This is a genomic window from Paracoccus mangrovi, assembly GCF_042648425.1.
Classification (GTDB): Bacteria; Pseudomonadota; Alphaproteobacteria; order Rhodobacterales; family Rhodobacteraceae; genus Paracoccus; species Paracoccus mangrovi.
This window is the reverse complement of the sequence record NZ_JBHRXJ010000011.1, coordinates 121,527-147,123: the sequence shown is the minus strand read 5'-3', so window position 1 is coordinate 147,123 and position 25,597 is coordinate 121,527. Positions and strand designations below refer to the sequence as shown.

The 25,597-nt window shown below is 63.9% G+C and carries 21 protein-coding genes; 10 read left to right on the top strand and 11 right to left on the bottom strand.

Annotation, left to right across the window (positions count from 1 at the left end; all coding sequences use genetic code 11):
- On the top strand, nt 1-441 hold a 441-nt coding region (locus ACFOMH_RS14925), incomplete at its 5' end, for an Lrp/AsnC family transcriptional regulator (RefSeq protein WP_377745442.1).
- Between the two features lie 7 nt (nt 442-448).
- On the opposite strand, the gene ACFOMH_RS14920 is transcribed toward ACFOMH_RS14925, so the two are convergent.
- A complete protein-coding gene (locus tag ACFOMH_RS14920) occupies nt 449-1,153 on the bottom strand; it encodes a GntR family transcriptional regulator (protein WP_374426759.1) in 705 nt (234 codons plus the stop codon).
- Nucleotides 1,154-1,265: 112 nt separating this feature from the next.
- Between ACFOMH_RS14920 and uxaC the strand changes: the two genes are divergently transcribed.
- From uxaC to ACFOMH_RS14880, 8 genes are read left to right on the top strand one after another with little or no spacing between them, the layout of a single operon-like run.
- Nucleotides 1,266-2,672, top strand: coding sequence for a glucuronate isomerase (uxaC, locus tag ACFOMH_RS14915; RefSeq protein ID WP_377745440.1), 1,407 nt, complete (start codon nt 1,266-1,268; stop codon nt 2,670-2,672).
- Between the two features lie 21 nt (nt 2,673-2,693).
- Nucleotides 2,694-3,677, top strand: a complete 984-nt coding sequence (locus ACFOMH_RS14910) for a TRAP transporter substrate-binding protein (RefSeq protein ID WP_377745438.1) — start codon at nt 2,694-2,696, stop codon at nt 3,675-3,677.
- A gap of 55 nt (nt 3,678-3,732) precedes the next feature.
- On the top strand, nt 3,733-4,338 hold the full coding sequence (locus tag ACFOMH_RS14905; protein ID WP_377745436.1) for a TRAP transporter small permease: 606 nt from the start codon (nt 3,733-3,735) through the stop codon (nt 4,336-4,338).
- A gap of 3 nt (nt 4,339-4,341) precedes the next feature.
- Entirely contained in the window at nt 4,342-5,622 is a 1,281-nt protein-coding gene (locus ACFOMH_RS14900; protein ID WP_377745434.1) for a TRAP transporter large permease, read from the top strand.
- A 30-nt stretch (nt 5,623-5,652) separates the two neighbouring features.
- The gene (gene kduI, locus ACFOMH_RS14895) at nt 5,653-6,477 is read left to right on the top strand and encodes a 5-dehydro-4-deoxy-D-glucuronate isomerase (RefSeq protein WP_377745432.1); all 825 of its coding nucleotides are present in this window, start codon (nt 5,653-5,655) and stop codon (nt 6,475-6,477) included.
- The gene (kduD, locus tag ACFOMH_RS14890) at nt 6,474-7,202 is read left to right on the top strand and encodes a 2-dehydro-3-deoxy-D-gluconate 5-dehydrogenase KduD (RefSeq protein WP_374426774.1); all 729 of its coding nucleotides are present in this window, start codon (nt 6,474-6,476) and stop codon (nt 7,200-7,202) included. Before kduI ends, kduD begins: the two co-directional genes overlap by 4 nt.
- Entirely contained in the window at nt 7,180-8,616 is a 1,437-nt protein-coding gene (locus ACFOMH_RS14885) for a mannitol dehydrogenase family protein (RefSeq protein WP_377745452.1), read from the top strand. The genes kduD and ACFOMH_RS14885 overlap by 23 nt, the downstream gene beginning before the upstream one ends.
- Nucleotides 8,617-8,626: 10 nt before the next feature.
- Complete coding sequence (locus tag ACFOMH_RS14880; RefSeq protein WP_377745429.1) at nt 8,627-10,105, top strand: UxaA family hydrolase; 1,479 nt, start codon at nt 8,627-8,629, stop codon at nt 10,103-10,105.
- A 15-nt stretch (nt 10,106-10,120) separates the two neighbouring features.
- Here the strand turns inward: ACFOMH_RS14880 and ACFOMH_RS14875 are convergent, their stop codons facing one another.
- From ACFOMH_RS14875 to ACFOMH_RS14865, 3 genes are read right to left on the bottom strand one after another with little or no spacing between them, the layout of a single operon-like run.
- A complete protein-coding gene (locus ACFOMH_RS14875; RefSeq protein ID WP_377745428.1) occupies nt 10,121-11,059 on the bottom strand; it encodes a sugar kinase in 939 nt (312 codons plus the stop codon).
- Complete coding sequence (uxuA, locus tag ACFOMH_RS14870; protein WP_377745426.1) at nt 11,056-12,267, bottom strand: mannonate dehydratase; 1,212 nt, start codon at nt 12,265-12,267, stop codon at nt 11,056-11,058. Before uxuA ends, ACFOMH_RS14875 begins: the two co-directional genes overlap by 4 nt.
- 13 nt (nt 12,268-12,280) lie before the next feature.
- Nucleotides 12,281-12,958 (bottom strand): GntR family transcriptional regulator, encoded by a 678-nt coding sequence (locus ACFOMH_RS14865; RefSeq protein WP_374426786.1) that lies wholly within the window; start codon nt 12,956-12,958, stop codon nt 12,281-12,283.
- Between the two features lie 221 nt (nt 12,959-13,179).
- Between ACFOMH_RS14865 and ACFOMH_RS14860 the strand changes: the two genes are divergently transcribed.
- Nucleotides 13,180-14,649: an alanine/glycine:cation symporter family protein gene (locus ACFOMH_RS14860; protein WP_377745425.1), complete on the top strand. Its 1,470-nt coding sequence runs from the start codon at nt 13,180-13,182 to the stop codon at nt 14,647-14,649.
- Between the two features lie 111 nt (nt 14,650-14,760).
- Here ACFOMH_RS14860 and ACFOMH_RS14855 read toward each other — a convergent pair whose 3' ends face one another.
- From ACFOMH_RS14855 to ugpB, 7 genes are all read right to left on the bottom strand, one after another.
- The gene (locus ACFOMH_RS14855; protein ID WP_377745423.1) at nt 14,761-15,162 is read right to left on the bottom strand and encodes a hypothetical protein; all 402 of its coding nucleotides are present in this window, start codon (nt 15,160-15,162) and stop codon (nt 14,761-14,763) included.
- A gap of 83 nt (nt 15,163-15,245) precedes the next feature.
- Nucleotides 15,246-18,578 carry a M10 family metallopeptidase C-terminal domain-containing protein gene (locus tag ACFOMH_RS14850; protein ID WP_377745422.1) on the bottom strand — a complete coding sequence of 1,111 codons (3,333 nt, stop codon included), beginning with the start codon at nt 18,576-18,578 and terminating at the stop codon, nt 15,246-15,248.
- 469 nt (nt 18,579-19,047) lie between these two features.
- The gene (locus ACFOMH_RS14845) at nt 19,048-21,240 is read right to left on the bottom strand and encodes an esterase-like activity of phytase family protein (RefSeq protein WP_377745420.1); all 2,193 of its coding nucleotides are present in this window, start codon (nt 21,238-21,240) and stop codon (nt 19,048-19,050) included.
- Nucleotides 21,241-21,339: 99 nt separating this feature from the next.
- On the bottom strand, nt 21,340-22,404 hold the full coding sequence (locus ACFOMH_RS14840; protein ID WP_374426799.1) for a sn-glycerol-3-phosphate import ATP-binding protein UgpC: 1,065 nt from the start codon (nt 22,402-22,404) through the stop codon (nt 21,340-21,342).
- A complete protein-coding gene (gene ugpE, locus ACFOMH_RS14835) occupies nt 22,405-23,274 on the bottom strand; it encodes a sn-glycerol-3-phosphate ABC transporter permease UgpE (RefSeq protein ID WP_374426801.1) in 870 nt (289 codons plus the stop codon).
- Nucleotides 23,267-24,148 (bottom strand): sn-glycerol-3-phosphate ABC transporter permease UgpA, encoded by an 882-nt coding sequence (gene ugpA / locus ACFOMH_RS14830; protein WP_374426804.1) that lies wholly within the window; start codon nt 24,146-24,148, stop codon nt 23,267-23,269. Before ugpA ends, ugpE begins: the two co-directional genes overlap by 8 nt.
- Before the next feature lie 52 nt (nt 24,149-24,200).
- Entirely contained in the window at nt 24,201-25,496 is a 1,296-nt protein-coding gene (gene ugpB, locus ACFOMH_RS14825) for a sn-glycerol-3-phosphate ABC transporter substrate-binding protein UgpB (RefSeq protein WP_374426807.1), read from the bottom strand.
- Between the last annotated feature and the right edge of the window lie 101 nt (nt 25,497-25,597).

Genomic DNA, 25,597 nt, shown 5'->3' with positions numbered 1-25,597 from the left:
ATTCTTGATGCGTTGCAGCATGATGGATCGCTGACCAATGCCGCCTTGGGCGAGCGGGTGCATCTTTCGGCCTCGCAATGTTCGCGCAGGCGGGCGGCGCTGGAAAAGGCGGGGTTGATCCGGGGCTATGCCGCGCGGCTGGATGCGCAGAAGCTGGGCCTTGGCCTGCGTGCGATCACACGCGTCAACCTGCGCGCCCATGGTCAGGGGCACGAGGATGACTTTACCCGCTTTCTGCGCGCCCATCCCCAGGTTCATGCCGCGTTTTCGGTGTCTGGCGATGCCGATTATGTGCTGGATATCCGGGTGCGCGACCTTGAGGCATTCGCGGCATTCGTCCATCAGGACCTGTTGCCGCATCCGCAGGTCGCGCAGGTGCGTTCGGAAATCGTGCTGAAAACCATGAAGGACGGCCAGGCGCTGGATCTGGGCCGGGGTTGAGAGATCGCTATTCCTCGAACACCTCGGGCCGGTCCTTGTGCAGGCGGGCGATGATGTCCTCGATCCGGCTCAGATGCTGGTGGATCGTGGCGGCGGCGGCAATGGGATCGCGGGCGCGCAGGGCGGCCAGCATCTGGCGATGTTCCTGCCACGCGGTCGAGGCGCCATAGGACAGGCTAAGATAGCGGGCGCGGTCCATATGCCCCTTGTTGTCCTTGACCAGCGCCCAGACAAAGCCCAGCCCGGCATAGGTGCAGATGTCGCGGTGGAACTGATCGTCGAGGGCATGAAATTCGGCGCGCTGCCCGGCGGTGATCGCGGCCTCTTGCCGGTCGATCAGCTGATCCAGTGCATCAAGCTGGGCCTCGGTCAGCTTTTCGGCGGCCACGCGCATGCAGGATTCCTCAAGCGAGCGGCGGATGAAATAGGCCTGAAGCACCGCCTCTTCGGAAATCGGGGTGATGATGGTCGCGCGCTGGGGACGGATCTGGATAAAGCCCAGCTGTGACAGCCGATAGAACGCATCGCGCACCGGCTGGCGCGAGACGCCCATCTGGGCCGCCACCTCGGCCTCGGAGAGTTTCGCGCCCGGGGGCAGGGTCAGATTGACCACCCGTTCATAAAGCAGGTCGAAAATCTGGTCGGTCACCGTCGGCTGGCGCGTGTCGCCCAGTGCCGGCAGCTTTGCAACAGCTTGCGTATCCGCGCCCATCCCGTTCCCCCTTGCCCCGGCCGGCCTCGCCGATTGACCTGTCTGCAAAACTAGCATATTAGACGATCACGGCTAAAACAAGCTTGATTCGCATCGGGGGGTGAGGCGAGGCATGGCATTGATGGATCAGGACCGGCTTTTCCCGCCTGAGGGGCGCGCCCGCGATCTGGCCCGCGCGCTTTATGACGGGGTGCGGGACCTGCCGATCATAAGTCCGCATGGCCATACCGATCCGCGCTGGTATGCCGAGGACGCGCCGTTTCCCGATCCCGCGCAGCTCTTCGTGACGCCCGATCACTATGTGTTCCGCATGCTCTGTTCCCAGGGGGTGGCGCTGACCGATCTGGGCGTGCCGCGCGCCGATGGCGGGCCGACCGAAACCGATGGGCGCAAGATCTGGCGCCTGTTTGCCAGTCATTACCACCTCTTTGCGGGCACGCCGTCGCGGCTGTGGCTGGATCACAGCTTTCAGCATGTCTTTGGCATCGACCGGCGGCTGTCGGCGGAAACGGCGGATTGGTATTACGACCATATCGCCGATTGCCTGACCCGGCCCGAATTCCGGCCCCGTGCGCTGTTCAAGCGTTTCAATATCGAGGCGATTTCGACCACCGAACCCGCGACCGACGATCTGCGCTGGCACCGGATGATCCGCGATTCCGGCTGGGACGGGCGCGTGATTACCGCCTATCGCCCCGATGGCGTCGTCGATCCCGAAATGGCGGGCTTTGCCGAAAATGTCGCGCTTATGGGTCAGCAGACCGGCTTTGATACCGCGACATGGGGCGGCTATCTGGACGCGCACCGCATGCGGCGGGCCTATTTCAAGGAATTCGGCGCCACATCCTCGGATCACGGCCATGCCAGCGCCCGGACCGAGGACCTGCCCCAGGCCGACGCGGCGGCGCTGTTTCAGAAAGCGCTGCGCGGCCAGTGCAGCCCGGCCGAGGCCGACGCCTTTCGCGGCCACATGCTGACCGAAATGGCGCGCATGAGCCTTGAGGACGGGCTTGTGCTGCAAATCCATCCCGGATCGCGGCGCAACCATTCCGATCAGGTGCTGGCGATGTTCGGCCGTGACAAGGGCTTCGACATTCCCGGCCGCACCGATTACGTCGCCGCCCTGCGGCCGCTGCTGAACGCGGTCGGCATGCGCCCCGATCTGACGGTGATCCTGTTCACGCTGGACGAAACCTCATATGCGCGGGAACTTGCGCCGCTGGCCGGGGTCTATCCGGCGCTGCGGCTGGGTCCGGCATGGTGGTTCCATGACAGCGCCGAAGGCATGCGCCGGTTCCGCGAGATGACGACCGAAACCGCGGGTTTCTATAACACCGTGGGTTTCAATGACGACACCCGCGCATTCTGTTCGATCCCGGCGCGCCACGATGTCGCGCGGCGGGTGGACTGCGCCTATCTCGCGACGCTCGTTGCCTCGGGCCGGCTGGCCGAGGACGAGGCGCCGGGGATCGCGCATGACCTTACCTATGGCCTCGCCAAGAAGGCCTACAAGCTCTGAGTTTCACCACGGGAGGAAAACATGAAGCTCTTTACCACCACCATGGCCGCGCTGCTGGCCACTGCCGCGCTGGCGGGTGCCGCCGCCGCGGAATGCGAAATCACGCTGCGGTCGTCGGATACCCATCCCGACGGCTATCCGACCGTCGAGGGCGTCAAGGCCATGGCCGCCGAGGCCAAGGAAAAGTCCCAGGGCCGCATCTGCATCGAGGTTTTCCCCTCGTCCCAGCTGGGTGAGGAAAAGGACACCATCGAACAGACCCAGTTCGGCGTGATCGACCTGGTGCGGGCAAGTTTCGGGTCGTTCAACGACATCGTGCCGGTGACGCAGACCATGTCCCTGCCTTATCTCTTCAAATCCGAAGAGCATTTGCACCATGTCATGGACGGTCCCATCGGCGAGGAAATCGCCAAGGATTTCGAGGCCAAGGACCTGATCGCGCTGGCTTATTACGATGGCGGGGCGCGCAGCTTCTATAACTCGCAAAAGCCGATCGCCTCGATCGGGGACCTCAAGGGCATGAAGTTCCGCGTCATGCAGAACGATGTCTTTGTCGACATGATGTCGGCGCTTGGTGCCAATGCGACGCCGATGCCCTATGGCGAGGTGTATTCCGCGATCCAGACCGGCGTGATCGACGGGGCCGAAAACAACTTCCCCAGCTATGACAGCTCGGGCCATGCCGAGGTGGCGAAATACTATACGCTGGACCAGCATCTGATGGTGCCGGAACTGGTCGCCATGTCCAAGATGAGCTGGGACAAGCTGACCCCCGAGGATCAGGCGATCCTGCGCGAGGCGGCAAAGAACTCGGCCACCGTGCAGCGCAAGCTGTGGGCCGAACAGGAAAAGGCATCCGAGGAAAAGGTCGTGGCGGCGGGCGCCGAGGTGATCAAGGATATCGACAAGACCGCTTTTGTCGAAGCCATGGCCCCGGTTTACGAAAAATACGTGACCACGCCCGAGGCCAAGGATCTGGTCAAGCGGATCCAGGAAACCGAATGACGGACCGGGCCGCCCGCAGAATGCTGCGGGCGGCGCCCTTGCACGCATAGGGGTGATGATGCGCGACGCAATGCTGACGATGGCGCGGCTGACCGGATGGCTGGCGCGCCTTGGCCTGTGGGTGGCCGGGATCGGGCTGGTTCTGATGACCGCCTTTGTCTTTGCGCAGGTCTTTTACAGATATGTCATGGGCACCAGCCTGTTCTGGGCGGAACCCGCCAGCGTCATGCTGATGGGCTGGTTCATCTTTCTGGGCGCCGCCGTCGGCGTCAAAGAGGGGTATCACCTGTCCTTTGACGTGGGTCTGTATCTGGTTCCCCAATCCGTGCGGCCATGGTTTCACAGCCTGTCCGATCTGGTCGTCGCGGCATTCGGCTTTGGCATGGCCTTTTACGGCTGGCAGCTGGCGGCCAAGGCGGCCGGCGGCGACATTCCCGGTCTGGGCATTTCGCGGCTGTGGGATTTCGCGCCGGTGATCGGCGGTGGTGTGCTGTTGGTCCTGTTTTCGGTCGAGCGCATCCTGCGCCGTGCCGCCGGCCTGAAAACCGCACGCTTCGGCGATATGGACGATGCGGCGGACGGCACCCTGGACGGACATGCCGACGGCCCCTCGGCCGAGGCCATGCTTGAAGACGGCATTCCCGGCGGGAAGGGGAAATAGGCGATGGAATACTGGATTCTGTTTGGAAGTTTCTCGTTTCTTCTGCTGATCGGCACGCCTGTCGCATTCTGCCTTGGCGCGGCCAGCTTTTTCACGGTGCTTTATCTGGGCCTGCCGCCGGTGGTGGTGTTCCAGCGGCTGAATTCGGGCATCTCGGTCTTTGCGCTGATGGCGATCCCGTTCTTCATCTATTCGGGCGACCTGATGGTCCGGGGCGATATCGCGCGGCGCCTGGTGGCGCTGGCGGGATCGCTGGTCGGGCATCTGAAGGGCGGGCTGGGACAGGTCAATATCATGGCCTCGCTGATGTTCGGGGGGGTTTCCGGTTCGGCGGCGGCGGATGCCAGCGCGGTGGGCGGGCTGATGGTGCCGCAGATGAAAAAGCGCGGCTATGACGTCGATTACGCGGTCAATATCACCGTGGTCAGCTCGATCATCGCGCTGATGATCCCGCCCAGCCACAATATGATCATCTATTCCATCGCCGCCGGGGGCCGGCTGTCGATTGCCGACCTGTTCACGGCGGGGATCATTCCGGGCCTGTTGCTGGCGATCATGCTGATGTGCGCGGCATGGTGGGTGGCCAAGAAAAAGGGCTATCCGACCGACCCCTTCCCGGGTTTCGCGATGATGGGGCAGCTGTTCGTTTCGGCGCTGCCGGGGCTGATCCTGATCGCGATCATTTTTGGCGGCGTGCGTTCGGGCGTGTTCACCGCATCCGAATCCTCGAATATCGCGGTGGTCTATGCGCTGCTGGTGACCGCGCTGGTCTATCGCAGCCTGCCCTGGTCCGAATTCGTCGAGGCGACCAAGGGCGCGGTGCGCACCACCTCGATGGTGCTTCTGGTGATCGGCTGCGCGGCCTGTTTCGGCTGGCTTCTGGCCTATCTGAAGGTGCCGGCGCAGCTGGTCGCGCTGTTGCAGAACCTTTCGGACAACCCGCTGGTGATCCTGCTGTTGATGAACGTGATCCTGTTGATTTTGGGCACGTTCATGGACATGTCGCCGCTGATCGTCATCACCACGCCGATCTTTTTGCCGGTGGCGCAGGCCTTTGGCGTCGATCCGGTGCATTTCGGGGTCATCCTTGTGCTGAACCTTGGCATCGGGCTGTGCACGCCGCCGGTGGGCGCGGTGCTGTTCGTCGGCTGCGCGGTCGGGCGCATCTCGATCTGGCAGGCGATGCGCACCATCTGGCCGTTCTATTTCGCCGCCTTCGTGACGCTTATGCTGGTGACTTATGTTCCGGCGCTGTCGCTGTGGCTGCCCTCGGTGTTCCGCTGAACACCGGCCAATTCGCATGAAAGGACCGATATGCTGACCGTTGAGACCCGCCACGCCATCCACCCCGAACATGCCAGGGGCATGGATACCCAGGCCCTGCGCCGGAACTTCCTGACCGAGGGCATGTTCGCCGAGGGCGAGATCCGGCTGGTCTATACCCATTACGACCGCTTTACCGTGGGCGCGGCGGTGCCCGCGGGGGGGGAGCTCACGCTCGACAAGGTTGCCGAAACCCGCACCGCCACCTTTCTTGAGCGGCGCGAAATGGGCATCGTCAATATCGGCGGTCCCGGCCGGGTCGAGGCCGGCGGACAGGGCTGGGACATGGCTTATGGCGATGTCCTTTATCTGGGCATGGGCGCGGGGCCGGTCACGTTTTCGGGGCAGGGGCGGTTCTATATCACCTCGGCCCCGGCGCATCGCACGCTGCCCAGCCGGCTGATCACCGTGGCCGATGCCAAAGAGGTCAGGCTGGGTGCGGTCGAGACCTCGAACAAGCGCACCATCCGCCAGTTCATCCACCCGCTGGTCATGGAAAGCTGTCAGCTGGTTCTGGGCTATACCACGCTTGAGGACGGATCGGTCTGGAACACCATGCCCGCCCATGTCCATGACCGCCGGATGGAGGCCTATCTGTATCACGGCATGGCGCCCGAGGCGCGCGTGGTCCATCTGATGGGCGAGCCGCAGGAAACCCGGCATCTGATCGTCGCCAATGAACAGGCGGTGATCTCGCCCAGCTGGTCGATCCATGCCGGGGCGGGGATCGGCGGCTATACCTTTATCTGGGCGATGGCGGGCGACAATGTCGATTACACCGACATGGACTTTATCCAGCCGGAGGACCTGTTGTGAGCGCGTTTTCCCTTGATGGCCAGGTCGCGCTGGTGACCGGCGCGAATACCGGCATCGGTCAGGCCATCGCGGTCGCCATGGCCGCGGCGGGGGCCAATGTCATCGCCGCCGGCCGCCGCGATTGCGACGAGACGCTGGCCCTGATCGGGGCGCGGGGCCGGGGGCTGCGGCTGGACTTTGCCGATCCGATGGCGGCGCGCGATGTGTTCGCCGCCGAACGCATCGACATTCTGGTCAACAATGCCGGCATCATCCGCCGCGACGATGCCGTGGATTTCACCGAATCCGATTGGGATGACGTGATCGACGTGAATCTCAAATCGCTGTTCTTCACCTGTCAGGCCTTTGCCCGTGCCGCGCTGCCGCGCGGGCGGGGCAAGATCGTCAACATCGCCTCGCTTCTGTCGTTTCAGGGGGGCATCCGCGTGCCCAGCTATACCGCCAGCAAGCATGGCGTCGCCGGGCTGACCAAGCTGATGGCCAATGAATGGGCGGCCAAGGGGCTGAACGTCAACGCCATCGCCCCGGGTTATATCGAGACCAACAATACCGAAGCCCTGCGCGCCGATCCCGCGCGCAGTCAGGCCATCCTTGACCGCATCCCTGCCGGGCGCTGGGGCCGGCCCGAGGATATCGGCCAGACGGCGGTATTTCTGGCCGCGCCGGCATCCGATTACATCAACGGCGCGGTGCTGAATGTCGATGGAGGCTGGCTTGCAAGATAGGCTTTACCGCGCCCCCCCGACCGCGCCGGCGGGCATCGTCCATCTTGGCCTTGGGGCGTTTTTCCGTGCCCATGGCGCGATCTATGTGGCCGAGGCGATGGCGAAATCCGGCGGCGACTGGGGCATTGTCGGGGTTTCGCTGCAATCGCCGGGAACGCGCGACCGGCTGAAACCACAGGGCTGGGCCTATACCGCGCTGGAACTGGCGCCCGAGGGCGAAAAGCCGCAGGTGGTGACGGTGCTGCGCGATGTGCTGGTCGCGCCGGAAAACCCGCAGGCGGTGCTGGACGTGATGGCCGATCCGGCGGTGAAGATCGTCACCCTGACCGTGACGGAAAAAGGGTATTGTCACGAGCCTTCGACCGGCCGGCTGAACCGCGCGCATCCCGATATCCAACATGACCTGCAAAGCCCGCAGCCCAGATCCGCGCCGGGTTTTCTGGTCCGGGCGCTGGCGATGCGGCGCGAACGGGGGCTTGCGCCCTTTACCGTCCTTTGCTGCGACAACCTGCCGGAAAACGGCCGGGTGGTGCGCGGTGTCGTGCTGGAACTGGCGGGGCTGATCGATCCGGCGCTTGCGGATTGGATCGCGACGCATGGCGCGTTTCCCGCGACCATGGTCGACCGCATCGTGCCCGCCACCACCGCCGCCGATCTGGACCGGCTTGAGGCAATGGCGGGGTATCGCGACGAATCCCCGGTCATGCATGAGCCGTTCCGCCAATGGGTGATCGAGGACGATTTCGTCGATGCCGCCCGTCCCGATCTGGGTGCGGTCGGTGCGCAGCTGGTGGGCGATGTCACGCCCTTTGAGCATATGAAGCTGCGGATGCTGAACGGCACGCATTCGTCGCTGGCCTATCTTGGCTATCTGGCGGGGCACGAGACCATCGCCGACACCGTCGCAGACCCGGCCTTTGCGGATTTCCTGCGCGGGCTTTGGCGGCATGAGATCATCCCGGCCCTGACGCCGCCGCCGGGGGTCGATCTGGGCGACTATGCCGATGCCTTGCTGGCGCGTTACGCCAACCCCGCCATCCGCCACCGGACATGGCAGATCGCCATGGATGGCAGCCAGAAGCTGCCGCAGCGCATTCTTGGCACCATTGCCGAGGCCCGCGCGGCGGGCGGTACGGTGCCCGGACTGACGCTCGCCGTGGCGGCATGGATGCGCTATGTTTCGGGGCGCGACCAAAGCGGCCGGCCGATCGAGGTCAAGGACCCGATGGCCGCGCGTCTTGCCGCGCTGTGGCGGGACGATCCGGCGGAAACCGTTGCCGGTTTCCTTGCGCTGGCCGAGGTGTTTCCCCCGGCCTTGCGCGACGATCCCGGTTTCGCCGCCGACCTGACCGCCGCGCTGTCCGGCCTGATCCGCGACGGCGTCCAAGCCAGCCTGAAACGGGCCAGCCAATAAGGGAACCGCCATGCCTGAGCCGTTGATCCTGAACCCCGCCGACAATGTCGCGATCCTGACCGAAAAGGGCGTCGCCGCCGCCGGGCACAAGATCGCCCGCCGCCCCATCGCCAAAGGCGACGAGGTGGTGAAATACGGACAGGTCATCGGCTATGCGACCGAGGACATCGCCGAGGGCGCCCATGTCCACAGCCATAATTGCGTCTTTGGCGATCATGGCCGCGACTATCATCCCGGCGCGGGGCTGGCTGCGGCGCGCGCCGGGCTGGCCGCGCGCCGGGATCCGGCCTTTACCTTTCAGGGCTATCTGCGCAGCGACGGCTCGGTCGGGACGCGGAACTATCTGGCGCTGGTCGCGACGGTCAACTGCTCGGCCACGGTGATCCGCCGCGCGGCCGAGGAAATCCGCATCGAGGGCGCGCTTGAGCCCTATCCCAATGTCGATGGCGTCGTGGCATTCGCCCATGGCACCGGCTGCGGCATGGCCGATAGCGGGCCGGGCTGGGACGCGCTGCAACGCGTGCTGACCGGCCATGCGGGGCATCCGAATGTGGGCGCGGCACTGTTCGTCGGGCTTGGCTGCGAGGTGATGCAGATCGCCCGCATGAAACAGGAACTGGGCCAGGCGGCGCGGTTTCACGGGCTGACCATTCAGGACACAGGCGGCACCCGCAAGACCATCGACGCGATCAAGGCCCGCATCCGTGAGATGCTGCCGGCGCTGAACGACGTGCGCCGCGAAACCGTGCCGGCGGGCGCGTTGAAGATCGGGCTGCAATGCGGCGGCTCGGACGGGTTTTCGGGCATCACCGCCAATCCGGCGCTGGGGCTTGCAAGCGACATTCTGGCCGCGCAGGGCGCATCCATGGTGCTGTCGGAAACGCCCGAAATCTATGGTGCGGAACGGCTTTTGCTGGATCGCGCCGCATCGCCCGAGGTGGCGCAAAAGCTGGTCGACCGCATCCGCTGGTGGGAGGATTACACCGAAAAGAACGGCGGTTCGATGGACAACAATCCCAGCCCCGGCAACAAGGCGGGCGGGCTGACCACCATTCTGGAAAAATCGCTGGGCGCGGTGGCCAAGGGCGGGAATGCCCCCTTGGAGGCGGTTCTGGACTATGCCGAACGCATCACCGCGCCGGGGCTGAATTTCATGGACACGCCCGGCTATGACCCGGTTTCCGCCACCGGCCAGATCGCCGGGGGCGCGCAGCTGATCGTATTCACCACCGGGCGCGGCTCGGCATTCGGGTCGAAACCCGCGCCGACGATCAAGCTTGCGACCAACGATCGGCTGGCGACGGCCATGCCCGATGACATGGATCTGAATTGCGGCGATATCCTGAGCCAGCGCGTCGCACTTGAGGATAAGGCCCGCCAGATCGTCGATCTGATCCTGGCCGTCGCCTCGGGTCAGGCCAGCAAAAGCGAGGCGCTGGGGCTGGGCGATCATGAATTCGTGCCCTGGCAGATCGGCGCGACGATGTGACCGCCGCGCCGCCGTTCAGGTCAGGCGCGCGTCCGCCACGGCCTGCGGCACCAGCGCGCCGCGATGGCGGATGACCTGTCGGCTGAGCGCGTGACCGGCGCGGATCGCATCCGCGCAATCCGCACCCGCAAGCATCGCCGCCAGATAACCGGCATTGAAGCTGTCGCCCGCCGCCGTCGTGTCGACCGGCGTGTCGGGGCTAAGATCGGGCAGGGCGCCCGTGCCCCGATTGCCGTCAAACCACATCGGGCCGCCGCCATTCTTGACCACGACATGCCCGGCGCCAAGGTCCAGATAGCGCCGGATCGTGGCCCCGGCATCGGCATCGCCGAAATGCGTGGCCTCATCGTCAAAGCTGGGCAAGACCAGATCGGCGCCCGCAGCGGCGGCCTCGATCCCGGCGCGCATGGCCGCCGCATCCGGCCACAGGCGCGGCCGCAGATTGGGGTCGAACACCACCATCGTGCCAGCCGCGCGGGCGCGGGCCAGCGCGTCGCGCAGATTCGCGCGGCCCCGATCCGACAGTATCGCCACGCTGATCCCGGAAAAATAGGCGATGCCCGCACCCGCAAGCGCCCGGTCCAGCGCCGCCGGATCATCGGCCAGAAGCTTCGCCGCCGAGCTGTCGCGCCAATAGGAAAAGCTGCGCTCGCCATTTTTCAGCGAGATGGCGTAAAGCCCGATTTCGCGGCCCGGATCGCGGGCGATGTGATCGGTGCCGATCCCCTCGGCGGTCAGGAAATCCAGCATCTTTTGCGAAAACTCGCCCGTACCGACGCGGCTGAAATAATCCACCCGCGCGCCCTGGCCCAGCAGCCGGCGCAGATACCAGGCGGTGTTCAGTGTGTCGCCGGCGATGCCCAGCCGCCACAGATCGTCCTGACCCGCGGCGGAAAGTTCCAGCATCGCCTCGCCGATCGACAGGATCGGGGGCGTTTGCTCGCCGCCGTTCATGCCGCGCCCATCCGGCGCGACAGTGCCAGTTCGACCCCGCGCAATTCGGCCAGCCCCTTCAGTCGGCCGATGGCGGGATAGCCGGGCTGGCCGCCGCGACCGATATCGTCCAGGATGTCCTGGCCGTGATCGGGGCGCATGGGGATCACCGCATCCTCGCGTCCGGCGGCGCGACGGCGCGCCTCTTCGGCCAGAACGGCGTCGATCAGCTCGACCATATCGGTCTGACCGCCCAGATGATCGTCCTCGAAAAAGCTTGCCGGGACGGTCTCGGTATCGCGGCGGACATTGCGCAGATGCAGGAAATGCACGCGATCCCCCAGCCGCCGCATCATCCCCGGCAGATCGTTGTCCGGCCGCGCCCCAAGCGAGCCGGAACAGAGCGTGATCCCGTTTGCCGGCACGTCGACGGCGGCGATGCGCTCGGCATAATCGGCCTCGGTCGACATGACGCGGGGCAGACCCAAAAGCGGAAAGGGCGGATCGTCCGGGTGACAGCAGAGCCGCATCCCAAGATCCTGCGCGACCGGGGCGACCTGTTCGAGAAAGGCGTGGAAATTCCGGCGCAGCACGGCGTCGGTGACCGGGGCGTAACTGTCCAGAAGGTTGCGCACATCCTCCATGCTTTGCTGTTCGGCCGCGCCGGGCAGGCCAAAGACGATATTGGCCACCAGCTCGTGCTTGCGGGCATCGTCCATGGCGGCGAAACGGCGGGCGGCCTCGTCGCGCAGGGCTTCGGGGAAATCCTCGGCCGCGCCCTTGCGTTCAAGGATATGGATGTCGAAGGCCACGAAATCGGGCAGGTCGAAGCGCATGCAGAGCGCGCCGTTCGGGCGCCGCCAGGTCAGATCGGTCCGCGTCCAGTCCAGCACCGGCATGAAATTATAGCACACGACCCGGATCCCCGCCGCATGCAGGTTCCGCAAGGACGCGATCCAGTTTTCGACATGCTGGCGCCAATCGCCGGTCTGGGTCTTGATCGCCTCGCTGACGGGGATGCTTTCGACCACATCCCATGCCAGACCCGAGGGCGCGCCGTCGCGCATCACCGCCAGATCCTCTTGCCGGCGGGCGATTTCCTCGGGGGACCAGACGGTGCCGGTCGGGACGTGATGCAGCGCGGTGACCACGCCCTGAACGCCGGCCTGCATCATGTGGTCGATCGAGACAGGATCCTTGGGGCCGAACCAGCGCCAGGTGTGCCGCATGTGCTATCCTTTCCTATTCGGTAAAATATTCGGGCCGCTGCGCCGCGATCCGGGGCAGTTCGGTCAGCATCTGTTGCAGATGCGCGCGCACGGCCCGTTCCGCCGCATCGGCATCGCCGGCACGCAGCGCGTCCAGTATGTCCTGATGCTGGCCAATGGTCCGGCGGCGGTCAAAGACCCGCATCGACATGTGCCGCAGCCGGTTCATCTGTGATTTCAGGCGTTCCAGATCGTGCCAGACCGCCGGATACCCGGCCGCGACCGTCAAGAGCTGGTGAAAGCGGTCGTCTGATTCGATAAAGGCATTCACGTCGGCCGCGCGGTCGGCCCGATGCTGGATAGCGATTTCGCTTTGCATCGCGGCCAGCACGGCGCCGTCCTGTTGTGCCGCCGTCAGCCGCGCCAGATCGCTTTCCACCGCCGCCCGGATCAGCCGTGCCGACAGCACCGCCGCGACCGAAATCTTGCTGATATAGGTGCCGCGCTGGGGCCGGACCTCGGCCAGACCGTCGGCGGCCAGCCGGATAAAGGCCTCGCGCACGGGCTGGCGGCTGATGCCGATCTCGGTGGCGATTTCGGTTTCGCTGAGGCGGGCGCCGGGGGCCAGATCGCCTTGCAGGACGCGGCGGCGCAGCCAGTCATGGACCTGACTGGCGGTGCTGGGCGCGACGGTGATGATGGCCGAATCCATGCGGTTTCCCCCCGGCGCCCTGATACGCCATACTTCCATACAAGTAAAGGGAATGCTGGCCAGCTGTGGCGGATTCGTATAGGATCAAAGGGTTAGATCCTGGGCGCCGATAGCGCCATCATCGCCATGCGGCACGATTTTGCGCCGTCCTTCGGCTTGACAAGCCAGCCCGAAAACCATGGTTACTACGGGCAGACAGACATGACACAGGGGGAACATGGATGGATATGAGCAAACTGCAAAGCTTTCTCGACTATATGGGGGGCATCGTCTGGGGGCCGTATCTGCTGATCCCGCTATTGCTGGGGACCGGCCTTTACCTGACCTTTCGGCTGGGCGGGATTCAGCTGGTGCGGCTGGGCGCCGCGCTGCGGTTGGGGCTGATCAAGCGCAGCGATGGCGATGCCGATGGCGATATTTCCCAGTTTCAGGCCCTGACCACGGCCATGGCGGCGACGGTCGGCACCGGCAATATCGTCGGTGTGGCCACCGCGATCAGCATCGGCGGCCCCGGCGCGCTGTTCTGGATGTGGGTGACGGCGATTCTGGGCATGGCCTCGAAATATGCCGAGGCGTTTCTGGGCGTGCGCTATCGCACCACTGACGAGGTCGGCGAAAAGAACGGCGGTCCGCAATATTATCTGGAACGCGGCATTCCCGGCGCCTTTGGCAAGTTCCTGGCGCTGACATTCGCGATTTTTGCCGTCTGCGCCTGTTTCGGCATCGGCAACATGACCCAGGGCAATTCCATCGCCTCGAACCTTGAGCGCAGCTTTATGATCCCGGCATGGGTGACCGGTCTTTTGCTGGCGGTGCTGACGCTGGTGGTGCTGGTCGGGGGCATCAAGTCCATCGGCCGGGTGACCGCCGGGCTGGTTCCGGCGATGATCCTGTTCTATGTCGCCGGCGCGCTTTACATCCTGATCGCCAATGTGGGCGCCATTCCGGGCGCGTTCGCCGAAATCTTTGGCTCGGCCTTTACCGGCTCGTCGGCGGTGGGCGGCTTTGTCGGCTCGACCATCATGATCGCGGTACAGCTGGGGGTCGCGCGCGGCATCTTTTCGAACGAATCCGGCATGGGTTCGGCCGCCATCGCCGCCGCTTCGGCACAGACGACACATCCGGTGCGGCAGGGGCTGGTGTCGATGACCCAGACATTCATCGACACCATCATCGTCGTGTCCTGCACGGGTCTGGTCCTCATCACCACCGGCGTCTGGAACGAGATCGACCCCGCCACCGGCGAACAGCTTTCGGCCGCGATCATGACCGGACAGGCCTTTACCCACGGTTTGCCGGGGCAATGGGGGCATTGGATCGTCACCATCGGCCTTGTGCTCTTTGCCTATTCGACCATTCTGGGCTGGGCCTATTACGGCGAACGCAATCTGGAACGGCTGGTCGGGCATGGCGGCGTGATGCCGTTCCGTATCTTCTTTTCGCTGATCGTTTTCATCGGCTGCACGATGCAGCTGGAGGTGGTGTGGAGTTTCTCGGATGTGATGAACGGGCTGATGGCGATTCCGAACCTGATCGGGTTGCTGATCATGTCCGGCCTGATCGCGCGCGAGACGAATTTCTATCTCAAGCACGATCCCAAGCTTGAGGCGAACCGGGCCGAGATCGAGGCCTTCATGAAAGGCGAACCGGGCTGGGAGGAATGGAAGCGCGACGAGCGCATGTCCTCGTGACCCTTTGATCGCGCGGGCCTTCGGGTCCGGTAATGCGAAAAACAGACGACCGGCCGCATCATGTGGCCGGTCGTTTCCATATCGGATCGATGTGTGACGGGGCAGGGTGCTCTAATACATCACCGTATAAAGCACGATCTGCACCGGCGCATCGGGCGTGAAGGTGGCGCTGCCTCGCGCCAGCAGCCAGCCATCGGCGCGTTCCAGCCGCGCCACGATCTCTTGCCCTGGGCTGGGCGAAAGCCCCTGGGTCATTTCCAGCGAAAATTCGATCGCCTTGGCACCGCCGTCGCTGGTCAGCCGGACATCCTGGGGCGGGCTCTGGCGCTTGGCCTGTGGGGCCGTGTCCTCAAGATGGATCGCGATCCGGCCTTTCGGGATTTCGCCGCCGCCCTCATAGGCGATTGTGCCCTGAATATCGGCGGCCGGGGTGGATACGGCCCCCGCGACCATGGCGGCGGCGGCGGTGCCGGCGGCAAACAGGATCCTGCGGCGATCGGTCAGGCGTTTCATTGCGGCCCTCAGTCTGCGTGGTGATGTCTGCGTCTTTTCAGGGGATCGGGCGGGGGGCCGAACACCCCCCGCCCGGTGGTTCATCAGACGATAAAGAAGTCGTCCTCGGACAGGGTCAGATTGGCCCCGAGCCGGGCAAAGCGGACGGCCTCGATTTCGCCGGTGCCATCGGCATCATAGGACAGGAAGCCGCTGTCGCGGTCGTACAGGATGCGGTCGCCCGCGTCCTGTGCGTTGCCCGAATTGCTGGCATAAAAGCTGCCAAAGGACAGCGCGCCCGCGCTGCCCGCCTCGGTAAAGATCAGGCTGTCCAACAGGATCAGGTCGTCGGCGACGTTGAAATCCTGAATCCGGTCGACATTGCCATCCCCCAGCGCAGTCGAAAAGCGGAACGAATCCTCGCCCGCGCCGCCATGCAGGGAATCGGCGCCAAGACCGCCATCCAGAAGGTCGCTGCCCGCGCCGCCGCTCAGCCGGTCGCTGCCTGCCACGCCCGGCTGGGCGGGGGGCAAGGGGAAATCGACCGAAACGTTCAGCTCATAGGTCGATCCGGCGGGCACCGATGGCGACCAGCCGTCGCCGGGCACATCGGGCGACCAGCTGCCTTCGAGGATGTAATAGCTGCCGGTTTCCCGAACGACAAAGACGGTGCTGGAATCGCGGCCGCTGCTCGACCCCGGATCGCCGCCGCCATCGTCATTCTCGGCGACGATATTGCCATCGGCATCCAGAAGCCGGACCCAGCTGTCATGGACATTGGGATCGGCAATATGGTCGATGTCGATGGTCAGGACCGACCCGGCCGCAAGATCGACGCGGTAATAGCCGCCCTGACCGTTCCCGGTGGCATTGACCGTCGTGTGCAGCACGGTGGTCGAGTCAAAGATGTCGGGATCTTCGGTCAGCGAGAAGTTGTTGGTGATGTCAAAGGCCGTGGCGATGGAATTGTTGGTCGCATCCGCGCCAAGCGTGGCATAGCCGGTGCCCAGACCCGGTTGCGGCACGGCCGCCGCCTGATCGAAATCGCCCAGCAGGGTGTCGCTGCCGCTGCCGCCGGTCAGGATATCGTTTCCGCCCTGACCGATCAGGATATTGGCCCCGCCATCGCCCCGGATGCGGTCGTCAAAGCCCGTCCCGGCCAGGTTCTCGATCGAGACATAGCTGTCCCCATCGGATCCGTGCCGCAGATCAAGGGTCATACCACCGGTCGCGTCCGAATAATCGGCGGTGTCGCTGCCGGCGCCGCCGCGCAGCGTGTCGGCGCCAAGACCGCCGATCAGCGTGTCATTGCCCGACCCGCCCGACAGGTCATTGGCCTGATCGTTACCGATCAGGCGGTCGTCATGGAACGAACCCACGGCATTTTCGAAACCGGCAAGAATGTCGTGCCGGATGACCGTGCCGCGCCCGACGATCTGGGCCGGGCCATCGGCATCGCCACCCGAGGCGGTCCCGTTGGCCAGATCGACGGTCACGCCGGCCGAGCTGCCGGTATAGACCACGGTGTCGATGCCTTCGCCGCCGTCCAGATAGTCCTGACCGGCGCCGCCGATGATGGTGTCGTTGCCGCCTTCGCCATAAAGGATGTCGCCATCGTTGCCGCCATCCAGAATGTCGTCGCCGTCACGGCCATTGAAGAAATCGCCGCCGCCCCGGCCCCAGAAATGGTTGGCCGCCGAGGTGCCGATAAAGCGGTCGATGCGGTCGTCCGAACCGATCAGGTTCTCGATATCAAAGAAGGTGTCGCCCGATGCGGTGCCACCGCTGGCGACATTGGTTTCCAGGTTCACCAACAGCTGGAACGGGCTTTCCTGGCTGAAATCGACGGTATCGATGCCGGCGCCGCCGCGGAACACATCTACGCCGTCCTGACCGCGCAGCACGTCATCGCCATCGCCGCCGTCCAGCGTATCGTCGCCGGCGCCGCCCATGATGGTGTCATTGCCCCGCCCGCCATAAAGCGCGTCATTGCCGTCATCGCTTTCGGTCTGATCCTCAAGATCGGCGACGGGAATGGTGTTGTTGATGTCGCGGCTGGCCAGCGAGTCGCGGCCCCCGATGATCAGGTCGTCGCCGTCGAGGCCAAAGATCGTCTGACCGCCGCCGCCGCCATCCAGCGTGTTGTTGCCGGCATCGCCGACAAGGATGCTGCCCAATGCGCCGCCGCCGGTCGCGGTGCTGTCACTGTCGTCGTCATCCTCGGCCACGGCCGAGCCGTCGACATAGATGATGTTTTCGACATTGGCGATATCGCCCAGATCCACCCCGCCGGTCAGCACATAGATGGTGTCATTGCCGCCATCGGCGTCCTCGCGGACGATGTCCTCGGCGGAATCGACGAAATAGACATCGTCGCCGCCACCGCCGGCCATGCTGTCGGCGCCGCCGCGCCCGTCCAGCACGTTGTTGCCGTCATTGCCGATCAGCACGTCGTCGAAGGCGCTGCCGATGCCGTTTTCGATATAATATTCAGTGGCATCCGCGTTGTGGCCGGCAAAGATCGAAACGTTGTTGCTGTGCCCGTTCACGCTTGAGAACATGCCGGCGCGCAGGTCGAGGATCGTCCCCGCGGTCGAGCCGGAAAAGTCGATCGTGTCCTCGCCGCCGGTGTCGTGGATGACAAAGCCGATATCGTGCTGCATCCCCGACGAGGTCAGCTGGTAACCATATTGCTCGCTGTTGAAGCCATAGGTGTTGTCGCCGGTATTCAGGTTGATCACCTGATAGGTGCGCACCCCGTCCTCGTCCACGGTCGAGAAAAAGCGCCGGATCACCGCCTCGATATCGGCCATCAGCGGCGTCGAGGCCGACCAGCGGGTATCCTCGCCGACATCGATGCCGTCGAAATAGGACATGACGCTGTATTGCTGGCGGTCATAGATCCAGGTGGCGTTGTTCAGATAATTGATCTGAACCCCGCCCGGGCCGCTGTAATTGTAAAGGCCGGGATGGTTCAGGCCGAATTCATGCCCGAATTCATGGATAAAGCTGTCGAACACATAGCCGCCGATATCGGTCAGGTTGGGTTCGGTGTCGTGGAACCGCTGGCCGATGCTGACATAGCGGTTGCTGGAAAAAGCGCTGCCGTCGCTGGGTTCGCCCAGTTCCGGGCTGACGACGCGCATCCATTGCGTCGTGGCGTCCCAGGGCTGGTCATCGACGATCTGGAATTCCAGCGGCGTGACCGAGGACCACATGGTCAGCGCGCCGATGGCCGCGGCCTTATAGTCGGGATGGTCGTTCAGTTCGGTGACATTGATGACCAGCGGCTGCTGGGCGATCGCGGGTGTCAGGCTGCGACCCAGCGAGCCGACATAATTCAGAAAAGCTTCGTAATCGTCGCTTTTCCCAAAGGGATTGTCCGGGGTCTGATCATTGACCCACCATTCTTCGCTGGTCTGTGCGGGAGTCGGCATGTCTTGGGGCTCCTTCTGAACAACCTTGGGTGGCTAGGACCGCACAGGACGGGCGCCGGCAATGGCCGGAAAACAATATGAACAGGACCCGGAACTGTACGGTTCGTAGCAATAATTCAGCAATCATGGTTGAGCAGTTTTGACCTGTCCACGTTTTTCCCCAAGGGCGGGGCGGGCGTTTTATGTATAATGTTCAATGCGTTGAGTTTTCGCATTTCCCGGCAGGCGGATTTTGGCCGATCATGCTGCAACCCTTGGATGCGGGGCGTGGCGGGTTGGAAAGCCTGTCCCAGGCGGCTTTTCCGCAGCCTTTGCTGCCCGAGTCGCGAAAAGCGTCCTCAACCCGGTGGCGAATGGCCGGGGCGGGGTCGGACAGGGCGGATAATTAGGCGATAATTTGAATTATGTAAAATACGAGGCGATGCCATCAGCACCGCCCCGGACCGTCATTGAAATCCTGTGCCGCGATTCAGTTGCCTTGCTGCATCGCGGTTTGCGTATCCCCGGCCTCGGATGTCAGCGGCACGGTGAAAAACATCGTCTCGCCGGTGCTGTCATCGGTGCCGTCATTGTCGGTCACGATATAGGCGGTGCCCTCGGGCGTGATGGCCAGCCCCTCGACCTTGTCCAGCACAAAGCCACCGGTCGCGGTCATGTCCGGGATCAGGTCGCGCACGGTTTCCTTGTCGATCAGCGGCAGTTCACCCCCCAGAGGCGCGGGCTTCAGATCGGCCAGCGCGACCCGGGTCACGGCCTTGAGCGCGGCGGCATCACCGATCAGGTTGTCGCGTTCGATCAGATACAGGTGTTCGCCATGCACGGCCAGATCCGACAGCCCGACCCAGCCCTTGCCGGTCCCGATCGGATAGCGCAGGCCCGCCCAGGCGCCGGTTGCCGGGTCCAGTTGCAGCAGCTTTACCTGATCCTTGGGGTCGTCCTTCCATTCGCGCTGAACCGCCAGCCACAGCTTGCCGTCGATCAGCTCGACCCCTTCGAACCCGAAACGCGTGGCCTGATCGGCCAGTTCTTTGGGCAGATCGAATTCGCGGGTGATCGCGCCCTTGGCATCGACATGCAGGACCGCACCCGGAAGATCCTTTTCGGGATTGCCCTCGGATGCCAGCCAGAACCCGCCGGCGGGATCGGCCGCGATCCCTTCCAGATCCAGCTTTTCGGCCGGCTTGCCATCGCGCGTCACCACGGTTTTCGCGGTGATGCGGGCCGGCTTTGCGCTGGCGTCGATGGTAAAGATGGCCGGCGCCGCGTCATAAAAGCTGTCCGAGACCGCATAAAGCCGCCCCGGCGCGGCCGGATCCAGCGTCAGGCCCGACAGCGCACCCCAGCCGATGCCGGGATCGGCGACGATCTGCGGCCAGTTGGCGGGACCGTTGCCCTGTTCGAAAATGGTCACATGCGCCCGCGCGCCGCCATCCGCGCCAAGATCGGTTTCATTGGCGGTGGCGAACAAACCGCGTTGCGGGATCGCGATCAGCCCCTCGGGCCCGACGCCCGACGGCAGCATCTGCACAAGCTTTGGCGACGCCGGGTCGGCCATGTCGAAAACGCCGACGATGCTGGCGCGCTCGGCAGCCAGAAACATTAGCTTTTGCCCGTTGTAATCGGCGACGATCACCGCCTCGGGCTCGACGCCCTTCTTGGCCGAGCGTTTCTCGGGGTAATGCCCGGTCGGCACGATGGCCTGTTCGAAACCGGCCCCCGATTCATGGACGATCTTGCCGGTTTTCGACCAGATGGTGAAGCCACGCGCCCCCCCTTTCCAATCGCCCTCATTGGCGGTGACGAAATGGTCGTCATCCAGCCAGGCAACGGCATCGGGTTCACGCGGCACCGCCGCAAGCGCGCCCGAGAAATCCAGCTTGCCGTCCTTTGCCGTGTCGATCCCGGCCAGATCGACGGTCCCGGCCGGGAAATGCGCCGCGACCTTGTTATCGGCGCCGATCACCACGAGATGGTTGTTTTCCTGAAGCGTGACGGCAAGTTCGTTCGCGTCGTTATAGGCCAGATATTCCGGTTCGGGGTCATCGCCGCCGATATCGGCCAGCCCGGTCAGATCGACCACCTGCATGCCGGCGCAATCGACCGTGCCATCCCGGACCGGAAACACGACGACAAAGCCCGCCGGCGCCTGCGGCAGGGCGCCGTCATTGGCGTCCTCGTCACGCTCATTCTCGATGGCGACGGCGATGCGGCTGCCATCGGCATTGCGCGCCACCGAATCCGGCTGTCCGCCCAGATCGCAATTGGCCATCACCCTGCGGCTGGCCAGATCGACACTGCGAAGCGCGCCCGAGGGCCGGGCATGGCTGGCCGAGGTATTCACGCCCACAAAGCCGGTGCCGCCGATGATGACGGTGGTCGTCGGCTCGCCGTCCATGGCGACCTGGCCCATGGGTTCGGGCGCGCGGGGATCGGTGATGTCGATCAGCCCAAGCGCCCTGTTCGGGCTGTCGGAATAGATCAGCGTATTGCCATCCTCGGTCACGGCCATGATCTCGGCCGAGGTTTCCGTGGCGGGATCGGCCCCCTTGGGCAGGTTCCGCGCCACCGGGAACGAGGCGATGCGGTTAAAGACCGGCTCGGCCGCGGCCGGCAGCGCCGCGCAGATGGCGATCACCGAAATGGCGGTCAGGCGAAAACTCATGGGAAGCCTCGGAATCTTTGTGGTTTCGCAAGGCTTTTCCCCGCCGGGCGTGACAATCCCGCAAAGCTAAGACGACAGAAAGATGAATTCCGCCCGCCCCTAGGGCGTGATGCGCCGCCCGCTTTCCGGGTCAAAGAGATGCAGCTGGCGGGTGTCGGGGACGACCGCGACGGTCTGGCCGCGTTCGGCCGTGCTGGTGCCCGGCAGGCGCAGCGTCATCGCCACATCCGTGCCCTCGATCGTGCCATAGCCAAAGGCATCGGCGCCCAGCCTTTCGACCGAACGCAGCTGAACCGGGATCGCCGCCTCGCCCGGTTCGGCCGGGATCAGGTGTTCGGGACGCAGGCCAAGCCGCAGATGGCCCGATCGCGGCATGTCGGGCAAATCCAGCACATGCCCGCCGGGCAATGTGACTCGGTCGCCATCGGCCGTCACGCTAAAGATGTTCATGGCCGGCGAGCCGATAAAGCCCGCGACGAATTCGGTCGCCGGGCGCTGATAAACCTCAAGCGGGGTCGCGATCTGTTCGGCCACGCCCTTGTTCATCACGATCAGCCGGTCGGCCAGCGTCATCGCCTCGACCTGGTCATGGGTGACGTAAAGCGTGGTCTGGCCGGTCGACAGATGCATATCCTTGATTTGCAGGCGCATCTGAACGCGCAGCTTCGCATCGAGGTTCGACAGCGGTTCGTCCAAAAGGAAAGCGGCCGGTTCGCGCACCAGCGCCCGGCCCATGGCGACACGCTGGCGCTGGCCCCCGGACAGCGCGCGGGGCTTGCGGTCCAGATAGGGTTCCAGTTCCAGCATCCTTGCGGCGCGCAGGACGCGGGCCTCGATCTCGGATCGCTGCATGCGCGCGATTTTCAGCCCGTAAGCCATGTTTTCGCGCACCGACATATGCGGATAAAGGGCATAGTTCTGAAACACCATGGCGATGTCGCGTTCGCGCGGCTCAAGCGTGTTGACGACCTTGCCGCCGATTTCGACGGTGCCGCCGGTGATCGCCTCAAGCCCCGCGACCATGCGCAAAAGCGTCGACTTGCCACAGCCGGACGGCCCGACGATCACCACGAATTCGCCATCGGCGATGTCCATGGTGATGCCGTGAATGACCTGATTGCCCGAATAGCTTTTGCGGACATCGTTCAGCAGGATACGGGCCATTTACTTCTCCGTCTCGACCAGACCCTTGACGAACCAGCGCTGCATCAGCACGACCACAAGGATCGGCGGCAGGATGGCCAGCACGGATGTGACCATCACAAGGTTCCAGGGCGTCGCGGCATCGGCGAAAGAGATCATCTTTTTCAGCGCGATCACGATGGTGTTCATTTCGTTGGAATTGGTAACCAGAAGCGGCCACAGATATTGCGTCCAGCCATAGATGAACTGGATCACAAAGATCGCCGCCACATTGGTCAGCGACAAAGGCCACAGGATATCCTTGAAGAACCGCCACGGCCCGGCGCCATCGACGCGCGCCGCCTCAAGCAATTCGTCGGGGATGGTCATGAAGAACTGCCGGAACAAGAGCGTCGCGGTCGCCGATGCGATCAGCGGCAGGATCAGCCCTGGATAGGTGTCGATCAGGCCAAGATCGACCATGACCTTATAGGTGGGCTGGATGCGCACCTCGACCGGCAGCATAAGGGTGATGAAAATCAACCAGAAACACGCCATGCGCAGCGGAAAGCGAAAGAACACGATCGCATAGGCCGAGGCCATGGAAATCCCGATCTTACCCAGCGCGATCCCCATGGCGATGATCGTGGAATTGGCCAGAAGCCGCCACAGGCTGACGCCGCCGATCTGGCTGATGCCGCCGGTAAAGGCGTCGTGGTAATTCGCCACCGCCTCGGATCCGGGCAAAAGGGGCAAGGGCGGGCGCAGGATCGTCACCGTCGAATGGGTCGAGGCGATGGCGACGTAATAGACCGGGAACGCCACCACGATCACGCCCAGGATCATCCAGAAATGTGCCAGCATCCGCGCGGGCGCGCGCGCGGCCAGCGGGCTGTCGGTCGCCTCAGCCATAATGCACCCTGCGTTCGATAAAGCGGAACTGGAACGCGGTCAGCGCGATCACGATCAGCATCAGGATCACCGATTGCGCGGCGCTGTCGCCCATGATCAGATTTACGAAACCGTCGTTATACACCTTATAGACCAGCGTTTCGGTGGATTTCCCGGGACCACCGCCGGTCACCGCATGAATGATGCCGAAGGTGTCGAAAAGCGCATAAACCGTGTTCACCACCAAAAGGAAAAAACTCGTCGGCGCCAAAAGCGGGAACGTGATGGTCCAGAAGCTGTGCCGGCGCGAGGCGCCGTCGATGGCCGCGGCCTCAAGCAGCGAACGCGGGATCGCCTGAAGCCCGGCGACAAAGAACAGGAAATTATAGCTGATCTGTTTCCAGGTCGCGGCGGCCACGATCAGCATCATCGCGTGATCGCCGTTCAAAAGCGGGTTCCAGTTGATGCCCATCGCGCGCAGCGGCTGGACCAGCGTGCCGAAACTGGGGTTGAACAGAAACAGCCACAGCATCCCCGCAATCGCCGGCGCCACCGCATAGGGCCAGATCATCAGCGTGCGGTAAAACCCCTTGCCGCGCACGATCTTTTCGGCCTGCACCGCCAGAAACAGCGCGATCCCCATGGCGAAAATCGCGACCAGCGACGAAAACACCGCCGTCACCTTGAGCGCGTTCAGATAGTTCGGATCGCCCAGAACCTTGCGGAAATTGGCAAGCCCGACAAAGGTCGAGCTCAGCCCAAAGGCGTCCTCTTTCAGCATGGACTGACGAAACGCCTGCGCGGCCGGCCAATAGAAAAAGATCAGCGTGATGGCAAGCTGCGGCGCCAGCAACAGCCAGGGCAGCAGCCGATGGGGAAAGACCGTTCGCCTCATTGCGTCCCTCGGGGAATTGGGGGGCACGCGCGGGCGCCCCCCTCTGGTTGGTTCAGCCGCCGGTCGCGTCCTTGATCGCGGCATTGCCGCGCTCGGCTGCGTTTTTCATCGTCGTGGCCGCATCCTGTTGACCGGCCAACATCTTTTCATATTCCTCGTTCTGGATGTCGCGCAACTGCGGCAGGTTCGGCGCGCGCACGCCCTTGGAATTGGCGGTCGGCGCCTTGCCCATCATTTGCAGGATCGGCGTTTCGCGGGCCGGGTTCTTTTCGTAAAAACCCGAGGCCTTGGTCGCCTCATAGGCGGCCATGGTCACCGGCAGATAGCCCGATTCCTCATGCAGATATTGCTGCACATCGGTCTGGGACAGATAGTGGAAAAAGGCGCCGACGCCCTTATAGACCTCGTCCGACTTGCCGCCCATCACCCAAAGCGAGGCGCCGCCCGGCACGGTATTTTGCGGCGCGCCCTCGGCGGTGTCGTCATAGGGCAGCTGGCCGATGCCGTAATTCATCCCCGATTTGACGATATCGCCCAACCCGCCCGAGCTTTCGGTCAGAATCCCGCATTCGCCCGAGATGAAATTCTGCTTGGCCTCGCTGGTGCGGCCGCCATAGACGAACACCCCCTCTTTCGCCAGATCGGCCAGTTCCTGGAAATGCTTGACGTAAAGCGCGCTGTCGATTTCCAGCTCCGGCGTGCCGGCCAGACCGTTTTCATTCGTGCCCCAAGCGGTGTTGTTCCATGCGGCGAAATTCTCGGTATGGATCCAGGTCAGCCAGGTCGAGGTATAGCCACAGCTCGCCGCGCCCGATTCCTTGATCTTGCGGGCGGCGGCCCAGACCTCGGCCCAGGTCTTGGGCGGATTGTTCACGTCCAGCCCCGCCTTTTCGAAGATGTCCTTGTTGTAATAGAGGACCGGCGAGGACGAGTTATAGGGGAATGACAGCATCTCGCCCTCGGGGGTCGAGTAATAGCCGACGATCCCGGGCAGATACTGGCTTTTGTCAAAGTCATAGCCGGCATCCTTCAGGACGGCGGCGACCGGCTTGATGGCGCCTTGCGCGCCCATCATCACCCCGGTGCCGACGTCGAAAACCTGCATGATGTCGGGGGCCTGTCCGGCGCGAAAGGCGGCGATGCCGGCATTCAGCGTTTCGGGATAGGTGCCCTTGAAGACGGGCTTCAATTCATAGTCGGACTGGCTGGCGTTGAAATCGCCGGCGATCTTGTCGACGACCTCGGCATTGGCGCCGGTCATGGCGTGCCACCACGAAATTTCAGTCTTGGCCTGGGCCATGGCGGGCAACAGGGTCAGCCCCGCCAGCAGGAACAGGGAACGTTTCATGTGGTCTTCCTCCAAGTCGTGCCTTGCGGCGTCTTTGTTTCCCGGCGGCGCCATTTGGGCGGCTCCCCTGCCCGCATGCCGCCGACCTCCCTTTGGGATTT